Raw genomic sequence first — 18048 nt, 5'->3', positions numbered from 1 at the left:
CAGGCTTATGACGGTAAAATCGAATCACGTAACGATTAAAGGCATCCGAGACGGCCTGGTTTTCCTGTTGGACGATCAATGTGAATTCGAGGAATTGCTCTATGAGCTCCGCTATAAGCTGGAACACAGCCATCAAAATATTTTGACCGGACCGATTGTTCATGTGGATATCAAGTTGGGTGCCCGCGAAGTGACAGAGGACCAGAAAGAAGCAATCCTCGATATATTGAAGCAAAAAGGGAATTTGCTTATTCGATCCATCGACTCACCTGCACTCCAACCGGAGGTTAAAGGACCGCCGCCGATTGTAACCATGTGTGGTATGGTGCGTTCAGGTCAGGTGCTTCATCATGAAGGAAATCTCCTGTTTCTTGGGGATATCAATCCGGGGGGCACAGTGACGTGTACCGGAGATATATATGTGTTGGGTTCACTCAGAGGTATGGCTCATGCCGGAATTGGCGGGGACGAGGAAGCGATCATTGCCGCTTCGGTATTTGCACCGACGCAGCTACGGATTGCGGATATCATCAGTCGTCCTCCCGATGAATGGGAGAGCCGAGAGACCGGAATGGAATTTGCTTACTTACAGGACAATCAGATGCAGATAGACAAAATGAGCAATATCGTTCGGTTACGCCGAGATTTTAATGTGTTTAAAGGAGTGTAGCTCATGGGAGAGGCGATCGTGATCACTTCGGGTAAAGGCGGCGTGGGTAAAACAACCACCTCGGCAAACATCGGGACAGCGCTGGCGCTGCTCGGCAAAAAGGTTTGTCTGGTAGATACCGATATCGGCCTTCGTAATTTGGATGTCGTGATGGGACTCGAAAACCGTATTATTTACGATCTGTGCGACGTTGCGGACGGCCGCTGCCGTCTGAATCAGGCTTTGGTCAAAGACAAGCGTTTCGAAGAATTATACATGTTGCCTGCAGCGCAGACGAGAGACAAAAACTCAGTGTCGCCAGAACAGGTCAAGGATATTATCCTTGAATTGAAAAAAGATTTTGAGTACGTCATTATTGATTGCCCAGCCGGCATAGAGCAGGGTTTCAAAAATGCGGTAGCAGGAGCAGATCAGGCCATCGTGGTCACTACACCGGAAAATGCTGCAGTACGTGATGCGGATCGTGTCATCGGCCTACTGGAGAGTTCGCACATTCAATCACCAAAGCTGGTGGTGAATCGAATTCGCAATAATATGGTTAAATCGGGTGACATGTTAGATATCGATGGTATTTTACAAGTACTTAATATTGACTTGATCGGCATTGTGCCTGATGATGAACTGGTCATCAAAGCTGCCAATTCAGGAGAACCTACGGTCATGAATCCGGATTCACTTGCGGCGATTGCGTATCGAAATATCGCACGACGCATTCTGGGAGATACGGTCCCATTAATGCAGCTGGAGCAGAAAAAGGGAGCTTTCACTCGGTTCAAAAAGTTCTTCGGAATGGGTTAACTCGTTAAACGAACTTATTCATTAAGCAATTACATGACAGCCGTGGCATATAGCCCGGCTTTTTTTGTTACCTGCGGGCAGGCTTGTTCATATTATCAAGCGCCTCTTCATAGGATGTAGTAAACAAGCCTCGGCGGGAGGACATTTCATGAACACGAAACTCAGAATCAAGCAGAGACGAGAAGAACGCATCCGGCGATTGATGGATGGTGCCACTGTGGAGGTCTTACAGGAGCAAAAAGTAGGTTCACTTTTGGACAAGAATGAGATCATTAACCCAAAACCATTTACGCCTAGTGAGGGGATACAGGAAAGAGATCCGGAATGGTTGTGGAAAAAAGAGAATGGTCATTTTGTTCCAGGGGGGCATTCGAGATTCAACCTGTTCAAGTCACTTCTCAAACGGACGGTCATTAGCGCTTTGATATTTGGCGGAGTATGGGGTCTGTTTCAGTTGGATACATCGTGGACGACATCAACCAAAACAGTAATTGCGGATGCACTCCATCGAGATATGGATTTTGCCTCAGCAGCGGCTTGGTATGAACGGCATTTTGGAGGAACGCCTTCGTTTCTTCCAGTCCTCGGACATACGACGGATGCTGTCAATGGTTCAGGCATTCGGCAGTTACTGGGCAAACCGATCTCAGGCACAGTGGTTCAGCCATTCGCGCTGAGCATGAAGGGAATTGAGATCGTTCCGGATGCCACAGGTGCAGAACTTATACAGGTCGCAAGTTCTGATGCAGGGCGTGTCATGGAGGTTATCGGCGATGCAGCAAGTGGATTCACAGTTGTCATCCAGCATACAGGCAATGTCACGGCAATATACGGTCGTCTGAACGAAAGTGAAGTGAGCGTGAATGACTGGGTGGAAGCAGGGAATCTGGTGGGGAGTCTCAAGGCTACGGGTGGTGAACAACCGGCCACGCTCTATTTTGCAGTCAAAGAGGGGGAGGAGTACGTAGACCCAGCGGAAGTTGTTGCCCTTGATTAGGGTGTGGGGAGTCCGCATTACGTTTCATCCGTTTTTTGTAATTATTATGATGGCCTCCCTTCTGACTGGACATTTCATTGAACTTATTACGTTGTTTGCCATCGTATTCATTCATGAATGTGGACATGCTACGGCTGCTGCCCTTCTGGGCTATCGTGTTTTGTCAATCCAGATGCTCCCTTTTGGAGGAGTAGCGGTTATCGAAGATGGAGGTACAATCACGGCCTACCGGGAAATCATGATTGCTCTGGCTGGTCCATTACAAAACATCCTGATGGTTGGCGTGGTTATGCTGTTGCAGTATGGCAATCTGGGCGATCCGGTATTTCTCAACTATATCATTCAGGGGAACCTGCTCATTGCTCTCTTTAATCTGCTGCCTGTACTTCCTCTGGACGGAGGTAAAATTGTTCAGGCGCTTGTCAGTCTGTGGGCACCCTACTACACAACTTTAATGTGGACTTACAGAATTAGCATTCTGTGTAGCGTAGGGGTTATTTTATATGCTATCAGCCGATGGTTTACTGGCGACTACGGCCTACCGCTCAACATTCTGTTAATCGGCCTTTTTTTGTTCTATTCCAACGTAACGGATTATCGAAATGTGCCCTATCGCTTCATCCGTTTTCTCATGAATCGGGAAGGCGCGTTCGCTCGTCACGCGGCTACTGGCAGTTTGGCGCAGCCAATAATCTCATTTCCGGCGAAACCTTTGGACACTATTTTGCGTCTATTAAAGAGAGAAAGATACCATATGGTATACGTGATGAACAGACAGGGGCGAATTATGGCCGTCTTGCCTGAGCAACGGATAATCGGTTCCTATTTTCAACAAAATGGTGATAAATTGTAGTGTTCTGGTGGACCTGTTCTGAAATGGGTTAATATATGTACAATGAGAATTGAAAAGATACTGAAATGGATGTGGATGATTTGAATTGTCTTCTAGAGGTGAAGCCATGAAACAAATGATAGTACATAATGAACATAACCTCATGCAAATGGCGCTTCTGGAAGAAGGCAAAGCTGTGGAATTTACGGCAGAGCGTACACGTGATCGTGGACTGCTGGGTTCCTTTTTCAAGGGACGGGTCGTGAATGTGTTACCAGGTATGCAAGCTGCTTTTGTGGATATTGGTCAGAAAAAGAATGCGTTCCTCTATGTGGACGATGTGTTGCATCCCCATCTGGAGAAACAGCCCAAGGTGAAGCCTTCCATCTCGGAGTTGCTTCGCCCGGGTCAGGAAGTCATTGTTCAGGTTCTGAAAGAACCGGTAGGAGGCAAGGGAGCCCGGGTGACGACTCATTATTCACTCCCGGGCCGTTGGCTTGTCTACATGCCTGTTGCTGACTATGTAGCGGTATCCAAGAAAATTGCCCGTGAAGGGGATCGTTCCCGTCTTAAGGCACTTGGGGAGCAACTGAGGCGGGATGAAGAAGGACTTATTATTCGGACCGTATCTGGAGAAGAGCAGCATGAAGCCATTAAGTCGGACTTGGAAACATTACGCGCGCAGTGGTATCTGATTCGTGAAAAAGCGGACAGTTTGCCTTCACCAAGCCTCTTGCATCGGGATCATAGCATGGTACAGCGAATCATCAGAGATGTGTATACGCCAGGGAGTGACGAAGTCATCACTGATAGTGAAGGACAAGCCCGTGAGGTAAAAGCATTGCTCGAAGAGATTAGTCCTGGTCACCAACCCAAAGTACAGGTGTATCGGGGAACAGAATCCATCTTTGCAGCCTATGGTGTGCAGGAACAGTTGAATAAGGATTTTGCCCGGAAAGTGTGGTTGCCCGGAGGCGGATACATTGTTATTGATCATACCGAGGCTCTGACTGTCGTGGATGTGAATACGGGGAAGTATACGGGAGCTGGCGGTGACAGTCTGGAAGAGACCGTGACAGAGACCAACATACAGGCAGCAGTAGAGATTGCCCGTCTGATGCGCCTGCGGGATATCGGTGGCATGATTATTGTCGACTTCATTGATATGGAGGAAGCCTCGAATCGGCATGAAGTCGCAGCAACCTTGGAGGGTGAGCTCAAGAAGGATCGGACCAAAGCGTTTGTAATGGGTTGGACCAAACTGGGTTTGCTCGAACTTACCCGTAAGAAAGTGCGGGAAGAAAGTACGTTGCCCTATGTGGAGCCGTGTTCTTCCTGCCATGGAACGGGAAAAAGATATATTTCACCTTTGCATTGATTTTTGATATATTGCGTGATATAATCTTCAAGTATGTGTTTAGCCTAATGGTCTTGCACATGCTGTAACCGCACTGGCCGGGTATAAGAACAGTTCCGCAAGGACACTGTCACCTGAGAACGGGCGAGTCTGAGACATGAGGAGGTGCAAGGCAAATGTACGCAATTATTGAAACAGGCGGCAAACAGTACAAAGTCCAAGAGGGCGATGTTCTGTTCATCGAGAAATTGACTGCGAACGATGGCGAAAGCGTAACGTTCGACCGTGTCCTGGCTGTATCTAACGATCAAGGTTTGACAGCAGGTACACCATTGATTTCCGGAGCTACTGTAACGGCTAAAGTGGAGAAACATGGCAAAGGACAAAAGGTTATCGTATACAAATACAAACCTAAAAAGAACTACCATGTGAAGCAAGGTCACCGTCAACCGTACACTAAAGTAACTATCGAAACAATCAAAGCGTAAAGAAGGTGCGATAAGTGATTATCGTTCAAATCTTTCGTGATGAGGACGGGAACATCGAACGTTTTTCCATTGAAGGGCATGCTAATTTTGCCAAGCGGGGAGAAGACATCGTATGTGCCGGGGTATCCGCTGTTACAGTGGGTACGGTGAACTCGATTGAAACATTGACCGGTGTCGAAATGGATGCCAAGATGAAGAATGGCTTTTTAAGCGGTTCTTTACCTTTGTTAGAGAGAGGGGAAACCTGGTCCCAGGTACAATTGTTACTCGAATCCATGGTGGTTATGCTCTCTAATATTGCAGAGTCATACGGGAAGTATATTAAAATACAGCAATTCAAATAAGCAAAGAAGGAGGACAACCAATCATGTTGAAATTAAATCTTCAGTTATTCGCATCGAAAAAAGGTGTAGGTTCCACGAAGAACGGACGTGACAGTAATGCTCAACGTCTGGGTGTTAAACGTGCTGATGGTCAAACTGTAACTGGTGGTAGCATTCTCGTTCGCCAACGCGGAACGAAAATTCACCCAGGAACTAACGTTGGCATCGGTAAAGATGACACTTTGTTCGCGAAAATCGACGGCGTTGTAAAATTCGAACGTTGGGGACGCGATCGCAAAAAAGTAAGCATCTATCCTGTTAATGTTGCTCCTGTAGCAGCAGCAGTAGAAGCGTAATATCGGCATTCCGCCTAAGGAGCCTTCGGCATTTTTGCCGAAGGTTTTTTGTATTCAACGGTTATTCGATAATGAACTGGCAGAAAAGACATGTTATACTTGGTTACGGTGGGTGTAGACCAACCGAGTTTTGTAGAACGGGGAGAAGCCATGAAATCTTGGAAAAGAGTGCCGTGGATTGCGGCATGTTCACTTCTGATTCCTTTGGTTTTCGTTATGTTGTATCCGGCGATGATCTCAAGCGTCGTGTGCGCATTGTGGTCCGTCGCAGTATTGCTCATTTCTGTGAATGCGATGAAGAAACAGGCCGAGGCGGAACGCAGAGCCATCATACAATCCATGGAAAAAACAGCAATTGCTTCATTAAATCATCATCGACACGACTGGATGAACGACCTTCAGGTGTTATATGGATATCTTCGGCTGGGCAAACTTGATAAATCCTTGCAATGTGTGGAAAGAATAAAAGAGCGGGTTACAGAAGAAAGTCGAATCTCCAGATTAGGCATTCCTTCCCTCGTATTTTATCTTCAGTCTTTTCGGGCCAGTGGAATCGCGCTGGAATTGCATGTGGAAATAGAAGATGAGTTGCAGCTTAGTGCTCTGGTCTCTCCCGAGGATGGCGAGTCACTTACCGGGGCCATTGCAGATGCAATCAGGGCCTATCAATATGGCGGCGGCCGGTCTTCTTGGGGAGAGGTTCGCAAACTGACCTTGAACTTCGGACAGGATCATGGAGATGTGGTTGTCCGACTGGACGGGGATCAAACACCCGATCCGGAAACACTGCGGCAGCTTACTGCCGTGCTCAAAGGAAAAAAAGTCAGAACGGAGCAGTTTCCGTCTGAGGATACGTTTATACAATTCAGAATGCCGTGTGGAATATAGGAAGAAGGGGTTAACCAATGTTTGTAGATAAAGCGAAGATTTATGTAAAAGCCGGAGACGGAGGGGACGGAATTATTTCTTTCCGTCGTGAGAAGTATGTACCAAACGGCGGACCTGCCGGGGGCGATGGAGGCAGAGGAGCTGACATCATTTTCCGCGTGGATGAAGGTTTGCGTACGTTGATGGATTTCCGTTACCAGCGTCACTTCAAGGCCCCACGTGGTGAGAAGGGACGTAATAAAAGTCAGCATGGTGCAAACGCGGAGAATATGATTGTGCGCATTCCACCAGGAACTATCATCTTGGATGAAGACAGTGGAGAAGTACTGGCGGATATGACACGTCACGGTCAACAGGTTGTTATTGCTCGTGGTGGTCGGGGCGGACGGGGTAACATCCGATTTGCTACACCGAACAATCCTGCACCTGAACTTGCTGAGAACGGTGAAGAAGGACAAGAGCGTTACATCGTACTCGAACTGAAAGTTATGGCAGATGTTGGTCTGGTTGGTTTCCCGAGTGTCGGGAAATCCACATTGCTTTCTGTCGTTTCGTCAGCCAAGCCAAAGATCGGGGCATACCATTTCACAACCATTACACCGAATCTGGGTGTAGTCGGTGTAGGAGAAGGCCGAAGCTTTGTTATGGCCGATTTGCCTGGACTGATTGAAGGTGCACATGAAGGAGTCGGACTGGGGCATGAGTTCCTGCGTCATGTTGAGCGTACTCGTATTATTGTTCATGTCGTAGATATGTCGGGTTCAGAAGGACGCGATCCTTTTGAAGACTGGCAGAAAATCAATGACGAATTGAAGTTATACAATCCGCTTCTCGCCGAGAGAACGCAAATTGTAGCAGCTAACAAGATGGATATGCCAGACTCTGAAGCGAACCTGGAGCAATTTTTACAGCAAGTTCGCGAAGTTCAACCTGATATTGAAGTGATGCCAATTTCATCCTTGACCCGGAAAGGTATTCAAGAACTTCTGTATCGTGCAGCTGATCTGCTGGATCAGGTTCCAGACGAGCGAGTGGTTGAAGAGGTAGCAGATGTATCTGAACGTAAAGTATACAGTCTGGACAAAAAAGAAGACGATGGTTTCAAAATTGTGCGTGAGAACGAAATGTTCGTTGTCGAAAGTGCCAAGATTGACCGCATGATGAAACGGATGCAACTGAACTCGCATGAAGCTATACTGAAACTCGCACGTACACTTCGTTATATGGGTGTGGACGCTGAGTTGCGTAAGCGCGGAGCTGTAGAAGGCACCATCGTGCGTATTGGAGACTTTGAATTCGAATTCGTGGAAGGCAGCAGTTACTATTAAGTAGCTGTCTTCCGTGGAGAGACAGATCGATATAGGAACGCAGAGAAGTGGGAAGTTGACCCGCAACTCTGCGTTTTTTTGTTTTTTCCTGACATGGGAGAGGGATAAACTTGTATACTGTGAGGAACGTATTTCAAAAAATAGGCGTGTCATGTATTGCCCTTTTGTCATAGATCCTATATAATGTCCACTATATGAATACATGAGTCTTTGAGGAGAGGACGTTCTGTGAACGAACGCTATTACTTAGTACGGGAAGATATTTTACCAGAGGCAGTGGTGAAGACCATGCAGGTAAAAGAACTACTGGCTTCTGGCGATGTTAAAACAGTGCATGAGGCGGTTGAACAGGTCGGATTAAGCCGGAGTGCCTTTTACAAGTACAAGGATGGAATACATCTGATCAACCAGCTTGAGCGCGAGAGAATTGTAACGATCTCCATTGACTTGGAGCATCAGTCGGGTATCTTGTCTCGTGTGCTTGGACATGTAGCTGGTTATGGAGCTAATGTACTCACGATTAATCAGAGTATCCCGCTTCAGGGAAGAGCCAATGTTGTCATTTCAGTGGAAACGACACATCTTCATGGTGAAATTGGTGAAATGCTGGATCGAATGCAAGATATGCCTGGAGTAAGACGCACACGTATAGTAGGCCAAGGGTAATTAGGCTTTAATAACATACAGGACTGACAGACAAGAATAGACATTAGGGGGTAGATCGTTAGTGAAACCAGTAAAAGTCGGATTGTTGGGTCTGGGAACTGTCGGAACGGGAGTCGTTCGCATTGTGGAAGGGAATCAGGAGGATCTGAGCAGTCAGGTTGGATCGCCGATTGTCATCGAGAAGATCGCAGTGAAAAATACAGAGAAAGAACGTGTTATTGCTGTAGACCGTGCCAAGCTTACGGAAGATCCTTGGGAAGTCATTCGTCATCCGGATATTGATGTCATCGTTGAAGTCATGGGCGGCATTGATCAGACGAAGGAGTATATTCTTGAAGCGTTGGAACGTGGGAAGCATATCGTAACAGCAAACAAAGATCTCATGGCACTGCATGGTACAGAGATTTTGGCGAAGGCACAGGAAAAACAATGTGACGTGTTCTATGAGGCGAGTGTTGCTGGAGGGATTCCGATCATTCGTACGCTGATTGAAGGTTTCTCTTCTGACCGGATTACCCGCATTATGGGGATTGTGAACGGAACAACGAACTTTATTCTGACCAAAATGAGTCAGGAAGGTGCATCCTATGAAGAAGTACTGACTGAAGCACAGGCTCTGGGATACGCCGAATCGGATCCAACATCCGATGTGGAGGGACTTGACGCAGCTCGAAAAATGGCGATCTTGAGTACACTCGGTTTCCGCACCAATGTGGAGTTGAAGGATGTAACCGTTAAAGGAATATCCTCCGTGACTCGTGAAGACATTATGTATGCCAAAAGACTGGGCTATGAGATGAAGTTACTTGGTATTGCGGACCGTATTGGCGATGAGATCACGATCAGCGTTCAGCCGACAATGGTTAGACAGAATCACCCGATTGCTTCAGTCAACGGTGTGTTCAACGCAGTATATGTACACGGTGAAGCTGTAGGGGAGACAATGTTCTACGGTGCGGGTGCGGGAGAACTCCCAACGGCAACTTCGGTTGTAGCTGACATTGTGGCGGTTACCAAAAACCTTAAACTTGGCGTGAACGGTCTCAAAGCAATTGTGCCTTATAAGATTAAGCGACTACAAAGCGACGAGCAGATCGTGTCGAAAAACTTTATTTTACTACACGTAGACGACAAAGCCGGGGTGTTGGCACAAATCACACAAATTTTCGCAGAGTATGATGTCAGTCTGGCGTCGGTTGTTCAACAGCCGAATGAGCACAACCCGGATGCCGAGATCATTATCGTTACACATAATGCAAGTAAGGCAAGCATGGATAAAGTGTTAAAACATTTTGAATCACTCAGCGTCATTCGCCGCATTAAGAGTGTCTACCGGGTCGAAGGATAATAGTTCTTATCCCATACGGCATCTCAATTATTTCAGTTATAACGTACAAGTTAATCATATCCGGTTCAACAGGTCATCATTTCAGATTAATAAAACATAAAGGAGTTTACCCATAATGAGATATCAAGGACTTTTGCAAACGTACAGAGAGCACCTTCCAGTTAATGAAAATACACCCCTGCTTACGCTTCAGGAAGGAAATACACCGTTGATTCATGCAGAGAATCTGTCTGAGGAACTCGGTTTAAATGTTTACTTCAAATACGAAGGTTTGAACCCTACGGGATCTTTCAAAGACCGCGGTATGGTTATGGCTGTTGCCAAAGCTATGGAAGAGGGCAGCCGTACGATCATGTGTGCATCCACAGGTAATACGTCAGCAGCTGCAGCGGCCTACGCCGCACGTGGTGGCCTCAATTGTATCGTACTGATCCCGAATAACAACATTGCACTGGGTAAACTGGCCCAAGCCATGATCTATGGAGCCAAAGTGATAGCGATCAATGGTAACTTTGACCGTGCACTGGAGATTGTGCGTGAGATCACAGCCAAACATCCGATCACGCTTGTAAACTCTGTGAATCCGTTCCGGATTGAAGGACAGAAGACAGCAGCGTTTGAAGTAATTGAACAACTTGGCGAAGCGCCTGACGTTCTGGCTATTCCAGTCGGTAATGCGGGTAATATCTCGGCTTATTGGAAAGGTTTCAAAGAATATAAAGAGGCAGGTAAATCCAACACGCTTCCACGTATGGTTGGTTTCGAAGCAGAAGGTGCGATGGCCATAGTCAAAGGTGAGCCGATCCTTGAACCTGAAACGGTAGCAACAGCAATTCGAATCGGTAATCCGGCGAGCTGGAAAACGGCAGTAGCTGCAGCTGAGGAATCTGGTGGACAGATCAACTATGTAACGGATGAACAAATCCTTACAGCGTATCGTACACTTGCTTCTCGGGAAGGAATTTTTGCTGAACCTGCTTCTGCGGCTTCCCTTGCTGGTGTATACAAACTGAAGAGTGAAGGGTACTTTAAAGGCGGAGAGACTGTAGTTTGTGTACTGACAGGTAATGGCCTGAAAGATCCTAATATTGCGATCAAAACAGTAGCGACTGAGCCACTTGTTGTTGAAGATACGGAAGAAGCGGTAATGGCGGCCATTGCACAACTGGAGCAGCAATCTGTATGAGTTTGCGTGAAAAGGTAACCGTAAAAATACCTGCAAGCACAGCCAATCTCGGTCCGGGGTTTGATACCCTGGGCATGGCATTGTCTTTGTATGCCTGGTTGGAAATGAAACCTGCCGAGCAGACGTCATTTCATCTTCACGGCAATCATTTGACAGGCCTGCCAACAGATAAATCGAATTTGATTTACGAAGTGGCACAGATGGTATTCAATGAAGCTGGGGTATCCGTCCCTGAATTGGAGATTTCCATGTATTCGGATATTCCGCTTACGCGGGGACTCGGGAGCAGTGCATCAGCCATCGTTGGGGCATTGGCAGCGGCTAATGCATTAATTGGTGCTCCTTTATCCGATGCGAAGCTTCTGGATATGGCCACATCCCTTGAGAAGCATCCTGATAATGTTGGAGCATCTCTGTATGGCGGTATTATTACGGCTGCATGGAATGGTCAACAGGTAGATCATATACGTATTGAACCACACCAGGATCTGCAGGCTTTGGTTATTGTACCTGAATTCCAGCTGTCTACTTCAAAAGCAAGGAATGTAATTCCAGAGCAATTTGGCATGTCTGATGTGGTGCATAACATTAGCAGATCCTCACTGCTCGTTGCCGCTATGGCGAGTGGACGACTGGATATGATTCAGAAGGCGATGTCAGATCGAATTCACCAACCATATCGGGCATCATTGGTGCCAGGCATGGCTGAGATATTGGAACATGCCGTCGATCATGGAGCGTTGGGAGCTGCCCTGAGCGGAGCTGGACCGACCGTATTGACTTTGGTAGATCGTCATGACACCCGGAAAGCGGGATTGGAACAATATTTGCTGGACACCATGGAGCGGGAGGGCATATCTGCTTCTGCACTGTGGCTCGATCCGGATTTGGACGGTGTAACCGTGCTGCCTGATCAAGACGAACGTCCTTTTCTGGACAGAATCAAAGGGGAAGTTAATGCATGAAACGAATTGCAGTATTACCTGAAGGATCAGTTTCTCATGAGGCAATTGATTTCCTTTTCAACGGGGAACCATTAGACTTGCTTCATTCCAAGCTGATTTCGGATGTGTTTAGAGCAACGGATAGCGGGATTGCACAATACAGTGTCATTCCGATTGAAAATACCATTGAAGGCTCCGTTAGTCTTCATATGGACTGGCTTGTGAATGAAGTAGATATTCCGATGCAAGCAGAGTGGGTATATCCATCTATCCAGAATGTGATTGGACATGGCTCGGAATTTAAGACAGAGAGTGGCGAGTATGACTTTGGTAGAATTACCAAGATCATGTCTCACCCTGTGGCTATTCCACAGTGTCAGAATTTTATTCGGCTGCATTCGCCTGGGGCGGACCTTGAAGGTGTGAACAGTACGGCCGAAGCTGTAGAAATTGTGAAAAAAAATCCGGGTAAGGGCTGGGTGGCGATCGGTACCAAGCTTGCTGCTCAGAAGCATGGGTTGGACATTATGGCTGAAAAGGTTACAGATCATGACAACAACTACACCCGTTTTGTGCTCATCGGCCATGAACCTGTGAACATTCCACGTGAACCGGATCATGTAAAAACCAGCTTGCTGGTGACATTGCCAGAAGATGCACCGGGTGCGTTGCATCAGGTATTGTCGGCTTTTGCATGGCGGAAGCTGAACTTGACCCGTCTCGAATCTCGTCCAACGAAGAAACGATTGGGCAGTTACTATTTTTACATTGATGTTGTGGAAACGGTCGATTCGGTATTGCTTACCGCAGCCATGGCAGAGATTGAAGCATTGAATTGTCAGGTGCGCGTTCTGGGTAGCTATCCTTGTTATACATATCCTTCAAGATAATTGACCTGGTGGTGTTTGGGAATGTTAGAAGGTTGTCATAAGTCGGGATAGAATGAGCGAGTAATGGCTTGTCATTTGGTGTACAATGGACGGGTTAATAACGTTTCGGAGTACAGTGAATGGATATTTTATGGAGGTGCAGTCATCGGTGGCAGAACAATGGATCTATTTGGATGGTCAGTATGTGACCAAGGAGAACGCAACCGTTTCGGTATATGATCATGGATTTTTGTATGGAGACGGGATTTTCGAAGGTATTCGGATCTATAACGGAAATATTTTCAGATGTAAGGCCCACTTGGATCGTTTGTATGATTCGGCGAAATCCATCAGTTTGAACATTCCGCTGTCCATTGATGAGATGCTGGAAGTCATGGCTGAAACGGTGCGCCGCAATGATATGCGTAATGGTTATATTCGTCTTATTGTATCGCGCGGCCCTGGTAATCTGGGGTTGGACCCGTTACGTTGCCCTAAGGCATCCGTAATCATCATCGTGGAGCAATTGGCGATCTATCCCGAGGAAGCGTATCTTACTGGATTGAAAGCCGTGTCGGTATCCCAACGCCGGAACATTCCGGACGCATTGAATCCAAAAATTAAATCGTTGAACTATCTCAATAACATACTGGTTAAAATCCAGTCTAACTATTCAGGTGCTGGTGAAGCAATCATGCTGAACTCCCAAGGTTACGTTACTGAGGGTTCAAGTGATAACATCTTCATCATCAAAAATGGTGTAGTGTACACGCCGCCTTGTTATCTCGGAGCACTTGAAGGGATTACACGTCAAGCGATTATCGATCTATGTGGCGAACTGGAGCTTGAATTAAAAGAAGTGCCATTCACCCTGCATGATGTGTATATCGCAGACGAAGTCTTTTTCACCGGGACAGCTGCAGAAGTTATCGCTGCATATGAAGTGGATGGAAGAACAATTGGCACGGGGGTAGCAGGTCCAGTAACGCTGAGACTGCTGGAAGCATTTCGTCAGATTGTTGACAAAGATGGATATAAAGTGTGGGAATCTTAAGTTAGAATTGCATAACATAGGGAACAGGAATCCTCCTTGTCCGATAAAATTCTGCATACCTGGTGTATGGGGATTTTAGAGACAGGAGGATTTTTTTTGTTTAGTTGATGTCATTAGCCCGGTTTCTGCATAGGATGTAGTAACGGTATGGGCGAATGTACTGCCCAAGTATGACGTCTAGGAGGTTAGTTCCCTGTGAAAATACACATGGTGAAAAAAGGCGACACATTATATCTGCTGTCCCAAAAATACAATGTAGCGCTGGACAAATTGATCGCGGCTAATCCGCAAATCACAAATCCCGACAAGCTGGATATTGGCATGAAGGTCAAAATCCCTGCAGAGCCAGTAACACCGAAGCCGGAGGGTGTGCTCCACAGTCACAAGGTGCAGCAAGGAGATTCGTTATGGAAGTTGGCACAAGCCTGGGGAGTTCCTTTAGAAGATATGGTCAATGCCAATCCACAGTTGAAAAATCCGAACGCTCTGCTGGTGGGGGAGACAGTTTACATTCCATCTATGCACGCACAAGGAAACAGCACATCTAATCCGGGTGCCGGCAACATTGCTGCTCATGAAAAGTTGTCACCTGAAGGTAAGGAATATACGGGAGTCAAAGAACCGGAGCCCCCGGCTCCAGTTACGCCAACTCCCCCTGCCCCGGTAGCAGAGGTTCCTGTTCCGGTCCCGGTGCCTGCTCCACCACCTGCCAATCCGGTAATGCCGAATGTAATGCCGGAACTGGAGGTACTGCCGCAGTTACCAGAGCTTCCTGAAGTGAAGCCGGAAAAGGAAACGCACAAAAAAGAAGAGGTTAAAACCGAAGTTCATGTAAAACCGGTAGCAGAATCCAAGAAATATACAATGCCTAATCTTTCGCCTGAAATTACGCCTTTGCCTGTAATGCCTAATACAAAGTCTCCAACTGAGGTTGCACCAGCAACGAAAAAGCCTTGTGGTTGTGGTAATAAGTTGCATCATGCGCCAGCCGAACACCCTTATGTTCAAATCCCGGTTCCTGCACAAGAGGTGTATGGTGCGCAGCAAGACATGTACACGGCAGGAGCGAGTAACAATACGTCGTTTCCGGGGATTCCGGAAGTTAGTCCTTATAGTAGCAGTGATCTGCCAAACAGTCCGTGGACTGGTGCGGAACAGGGTTATAACCACAATAACGTTATGCCGAATCTGTCCGCAGCAATGCAAAACAACTCATTTCCGATTGCGCCAGCTGCCGAAGTGAATAGTCCATTTCCGACGTATGCAGCACCTGGTCATATGAATCATCAGCCGCCTTTCATATCTCCATACTCAATGCTTCCGTACCCTCCATGCGGATGTGGCTCACATACACATATGCCTCAGTATACTTATCCTTCTCATGGTTATCAGGATCCGGCTTGGAATATGTATGGTCCTTCGTACGGTATGCCGCCTGAAATGTCCACATCCACGATGCCAAACCAGCCTATTGAGTATGCTTATCAGAATCCGTATCCTACTCAGAACATGGTTCCGCCGTCTCCGCTTGGAGCATTTGGTGAAATGTATCCTCCTCATGGGCAAGGAAAGGGTGGTAAAAAAGGGGGGCGTGAAGACGCTAACTTAAGTCAGGTAGCAATTGAAGAGGTTGGATCAGATTCGGAAGGGAAGTCCAAGCAAGCAGGGAATAAGCTGGCAGCTGCAAAACGCAGAACAACCAAGGCTCCTCTGAAGAATAAATCCAAAGTATCCGTGTCCGGGAAAACATCCAGAGAGGGTGCAGCTCCTTCTAACCAACGGAAATCCGATAAAAAGCGTCGTAATCCATGGATACAAAACTAACCTAGCGCGGATTGCGATTGATGAAAAAGTCAGGTGCATGTTTTATTTAGTGGGAAGTCTGCTCTGTAATGGAGAGAGGCTTCCCGCTTTCCTTAATAAACATTGAGTTTCGCATTACGGAGATACAGCTGTTCTGGAAATGATAAAGAGCATTTTTTTGAGAAGTTGTTGTAAACCCTTTCATAAATGTGTTAAAATATTTGTACCCTATGAGCGTAAGCTATTATGATAGGACAAGATAGGGAACGGATATGGTAGCTTTAGCTAATGCAAAACTACTAAAGAAAAGAAATGAAAAAAACTGTTGCATTACATTCAGCCGTATGATATATTATTTAAGTCGCCGCTGAAACACACGGCTGACACGGGAAACACAAGAGATAATGAAACAAGTTTGATCTTTGAAAACTGAACAACGAGTGAGTAAACATTCTGCTTGCAGAATGAACGCGAAAGTTAGAGACAAGCCTTGGCTTGAATCGACTGGAGCACAAATGAGATTTTTAATCTCGTCAGATTCAAAATGAGCTTATCGCTCTTTTCAATACTTTATTGGAGAGTTTGATCCTGGCTCAGGACGAACGCTGGCGGCATGCCTAATACATGCAAGTCGAGCGGAGTTGATAGGAAGCTTGCTTCCTTGATACTTAGCGGCGGACGGGTGAGTAACACGTAGGCAACCTGCCCTCAAGTTTGGGACAACTACCGGAAACGGTAGCTAATACCGAATAGTTGTTTTCTTCGCCTGAAGGAAACTGGAAAGACGGAGCAATCTGTCACTTGGGGATGGGCCTGCGGCGCATTAGCTAGTTGGTGGGGTAACGGCTCACCAAGGCGACGATGCGTAGCCGACCTGAGAGGGTGATCGGCCACACTGGGACTGAGACACGGCCCAGACTCCTACGGGAGGCAGCAGTAGGGAATCTTCCGCAATGGGCGAAAGCCTGACGGAGCAATGCCGCGTGAGTGATGAAGGTTTTCGGATCGTAAAGCTCTGTTGCCAGGGAAGAACGCTTGGGAGAGTAACTGCTCTCAAGGTGACGGTACCTGAGAAGAAAGCCCCGGCTAACTACGTGCCAGCAGCCGCGGTAATACGTAGGGGGCAAGCGTTGTCCGGAATTATTGGGCGTAAAGCGCGCGCAGGCGGTCATTTAAGTCTGGTGTTTAATCCCGGGGCTCAACCCCGGATCGCACTGGAAACTGGGTGACTTGAGTGCAGAAGAGGAGAGTGGAATTCCACGTGTAGCGGTGAAATGCGTAGATATGTGGAGGAACACCAGTGGCGAAGGCGACTCTCTGGGCTGTAACTGACGCTGAGGCGCGAAAGCGTGGGGAGCAAACAGGATTAGATACCCTGGTAGTCCACGCCGTAAACGATGAGTGCTAGGTGTTAGGGGTTTCGATACCCTTGGTGCCGAAGTTAACACATTAAGCACTCCGCCTGGGGAGTACGGTCGCAAGACTGAAACTCAAAGGAATTGACGGGGACCCGCACAAGCAGTGGAGTATGTGGTTTAATTCGAAGCAACGCGAAGAACCTTACCAGGTCTTGACATCCCTCTGACCGGTACAGAGATGTACCTTTCCTTCGGGACAGAGGAGACAGGTGGTGCATGGTTGTCGTCAGCTCGTGTCGTGAGATGTTGGGTTAAGTCCCGCAACGAGCGCAACCCTTATATTTAGTTGCCAGCACTTCGGGTGGGCACTCTAGATAGACTGCCGGTGACAAACCGGAGGAAGGTGGGGATGACGTCAAATCATCATGCCCCTTATGACCTGGGCTACACACGTACTACAATGGCCGGTACAACGGGCTGCGAAATCGCGAGATGGAGCCAATCCCAACAAAGCCGGTCTCAGTTCGGATTGCAGGCTGCAACTCGCCTGCATGAAGTCGGAATTGCTAGTAATCGCGGATCAGCATGCCGCGGTGAATACGTTCCCGGGTCTTGTACACACCGCCCGTCACACCACGAGAGTTTATAACACCCGAAGTCGGTGGGGTAACCGCAAGGAGCCAGCCGCCGAAGGTGGGATAGATGATTGGGGTGAAGTCGTAACAAGGTAGCCGTATCGGAAGGTGCGGCTGGATCACCTCCTTTCTATGGAGAATCGTTTCC

General features: G+C 47.4%; 17 protein-coding genes, 1 rRNA gene and 1 other annotated feature. All 18 genes read left to right on the top strand.

The features are described 5' to 3' along the window. Nucleotides 1-7 precede the first annotated feature (7 nt). The 18 genes from minC to MHB43_RS25680 all read left to right on the top strand — a co-directional run bounded on the left by minC (nt 8) and on the right by MHB43_RS25680 (nt 18030). On the top strand, nt 8-670 hold the full coding sequence (minC, locus tag MHB43_RS25765; RefSeq protein ID WP_017692615.1) for a septum site-determining protein MinC: 663 nt from the start codon (nt 8-10) through the stop codon (nt 668-670). A gap of 3 nt (nt 671-673) precedes the next feature. Continuing rightward, nucleotides 674-1468 (top strand): septum site-determining protein MinD, encoded by a 795-nt coding sequence (gene minD / locus MHB43_RS25760; protein ID WP_053783092.1) that lies wholly within the window; start codon nt 674-676, stop codon nt 1466-1468. A gap of 148 nt (nt 1469-1616) precedes the next feature. Continuing rightward, nucleotides 1617-2465 (top strand): M23 family metallopeptidase, encoded by an 849-nt coding sequence (locus MHB43_RS25755; protein WP_339178853.1) that lies wholly within the window; start codon nt 1617-1619, stop codon nt 2463-2465. Next, on the top strand, nt 2458-3318 hold the full coding sequence (locus tag MHB43_RS25750) for a M50 family metallopeptidase (RefSeq protein WP_339178851.1): 861 nt from the start codon (nt 2458-2460) through the stop codon (nt 3316-3318). The genes MHB43_RS25755 and MHB43_RS25750 overlap by 8 nt, the downstream gene beginning before the upstream one ends. Before the next feature lie 106 nt (nt 3319-3424). Beyond that, on the top strand, nt 3425-4675 hold the full coding sequence (locus MHB43_RS25745) for an Rne/Rng family ribonuclease (RefSeq protein WP_036605911.1): 1251 nt from the start codon (nt 3425-3427) through the stop codon (nt 4673-4675). 56 nt (nt 4676-4731) lie between these two features. Then, nucleotides 4732-4816 (top strand) — a sequence feature (ribosomal protein L21 leader region). 14 nt (nt 4817-4830) lie between these two features. Beyond that, the gene (gene rplU / locus MHB43_RS25740; protein ID WP_017692620.1) at nt 4831-5142 is read left to right on the top strand and encodes a 50S ribosomal protein L21; all 312 of its coding nucleotides are present in this window, start codon (nt 4831-4833) and stop codon (nt 5140-5142) included. Between the two features lie 14 nt (nt 5143-5156). Continuing rightward, on the top strand, nt 5157-5486 hold the full coding sequence (locus tag MHB43_RS25735; protein WP_036605912.1) for a ribosomal-processing cysteine protease Prp: 330 nt from the start codon (nt 5157-5159) through the stop codon (nt 5484-5486). Nucleotides 5487-5509: 23 nt separating this feature from the next. Further along, nucleotides 5510-5821, top strand: coding sequence for a 50S ribosomal protein L27 (gene rpmA / locus MHB43_RS25730; protein ID WP_017692622.1), 312 nt, complete (start codon nt 5510-5512; stop codon nt 5819-5821). 90 nt (nt 5822-5911) lie between these two features. Beyond that, nucleotides 5912-6709: a Spo0B domain-containing protein gene (locus MHB43_RS25725; RefSeq protein ID WP_017692623.1), complete on the top strand. Its 798-nt coding sequence runs from the start codon at nt 5912-5914 to the stop codon at nt 6707-6709. A gap of 17 nt (nt 6710-6726) precedes the next feature. Then, nucleotides 6727-8037: a GTPase ObgE gene (gene obgE / locus MHB43_RS25720; protein WP_076216952.1), complete on the top strand. Its 1311-nt coding sequence runs from the start codon at nt 6727-6729 to the stop codon at nt 8035-8037. A gap of 228 nt (nt 8038-8265) precedes the next feature. Continuing rightward, nucleotides 8266-8703: an ACT domain-containing protein gene (locus MHB43_RS25715; RefSeq protein WP_017692625.1), complete on the top strand. Its 438-nt coding sequence runs from the start codon at nt 8266-8268 to the stop codon at nt 8701-8703. 61 nt (nt 8704-8764) lie between these two features. Beyond that, on the top strand, nt 8765-10051 hold the full coding sequence (locus MHB43_RS25710) for a homoserine dehydrogenase (RefSeq protein WP_221820856.1): 1287 nt from the start codon (nt 8765-8767) through the stop codon (nt 10049-10051). Nucleotides 10052-10166: 115 nt separating this feature from the next. Next, a complete protein-coding gene (gene thrC, locus MHB43_RS25705; protein ID WP_036605915.1) occupies nt 10167-11237 on the top strand; it encodes a threonine synthase in 1071 nt (356 codons plus the stop codon). Continuing rightward, on the top strand, nt 11234-12202 hold the full coding sequence (gene thrB / locus MHB43_RS25700) for a homoserine kinase (RefSeq protein WP_221820855.1): 969 nt from the start codon (nt 11234-11236) through the stop codon (nt 12200-12202). Before thrC ends, thrB begins: the two co-directional genes overlap by 4 nt. Next, entirely contained in the window at nt 12199-13071 is an 873-nt protein-coding gene (pheA, locus tag MHB43_RS25695; RefSeq protein ID WP_221820854.1) for a prephenate dehydratase, read from the top strand. The genes thrB and pheA overlap by 4 nt, the downstream gene beginning before the upstream one ends. A 148-nt stretch (nt 13072-13219) precedes the next feature. Then, nucleotides 13220-14104: a branched-chain-amino-acid transaminase gene (gene ilvE / locus MHB43_RS25690; RefSeq protein WP_017692630.1), complete on the top strand. Its 885-nt coding sequence runs from the start codon at nt 13220-13222 to the stop codon at nt 14102-14104. Between the two features lie 195 nt (nt 14105-14299). Then, nucleotides 14300-15928: a LysM peptidoglycan-binding domain-containing protein gene (locus MHB43_RS25685; RefSeq protein ID WP_405130706.1), complete on the top strand. Its 1629-nt coding sequence runs from the start codon at nt 14300-14302 to the stop codon at nt 15926-15928. A 549-nt stretch (nt 15929-16477) separates the two neighbouring features. Next, nucleotides 16478-18030: ribosomal RNA gene (locus MHB43_RS25680) — 16S ribosomal RNA — on the top strand. Nucleotides 18031-18048 lie beyond the last annotated feature (18 nt).

Source organism: Paenibacillus sp. FSL H8-0317 (genome assembly GCF_045040685.1).
In the GTDB taxonomy this organism is placed as follows: Bacteria; Bacillota; Bacilli; order Paenibacillales; family Paenibacillaceae; genus Paenibacillus.
The sequence above is the reverse complement of the archived record's forward strand: the minus strand, read 5'-3'. Positions and strand labels throughout refer to the sequence as shown.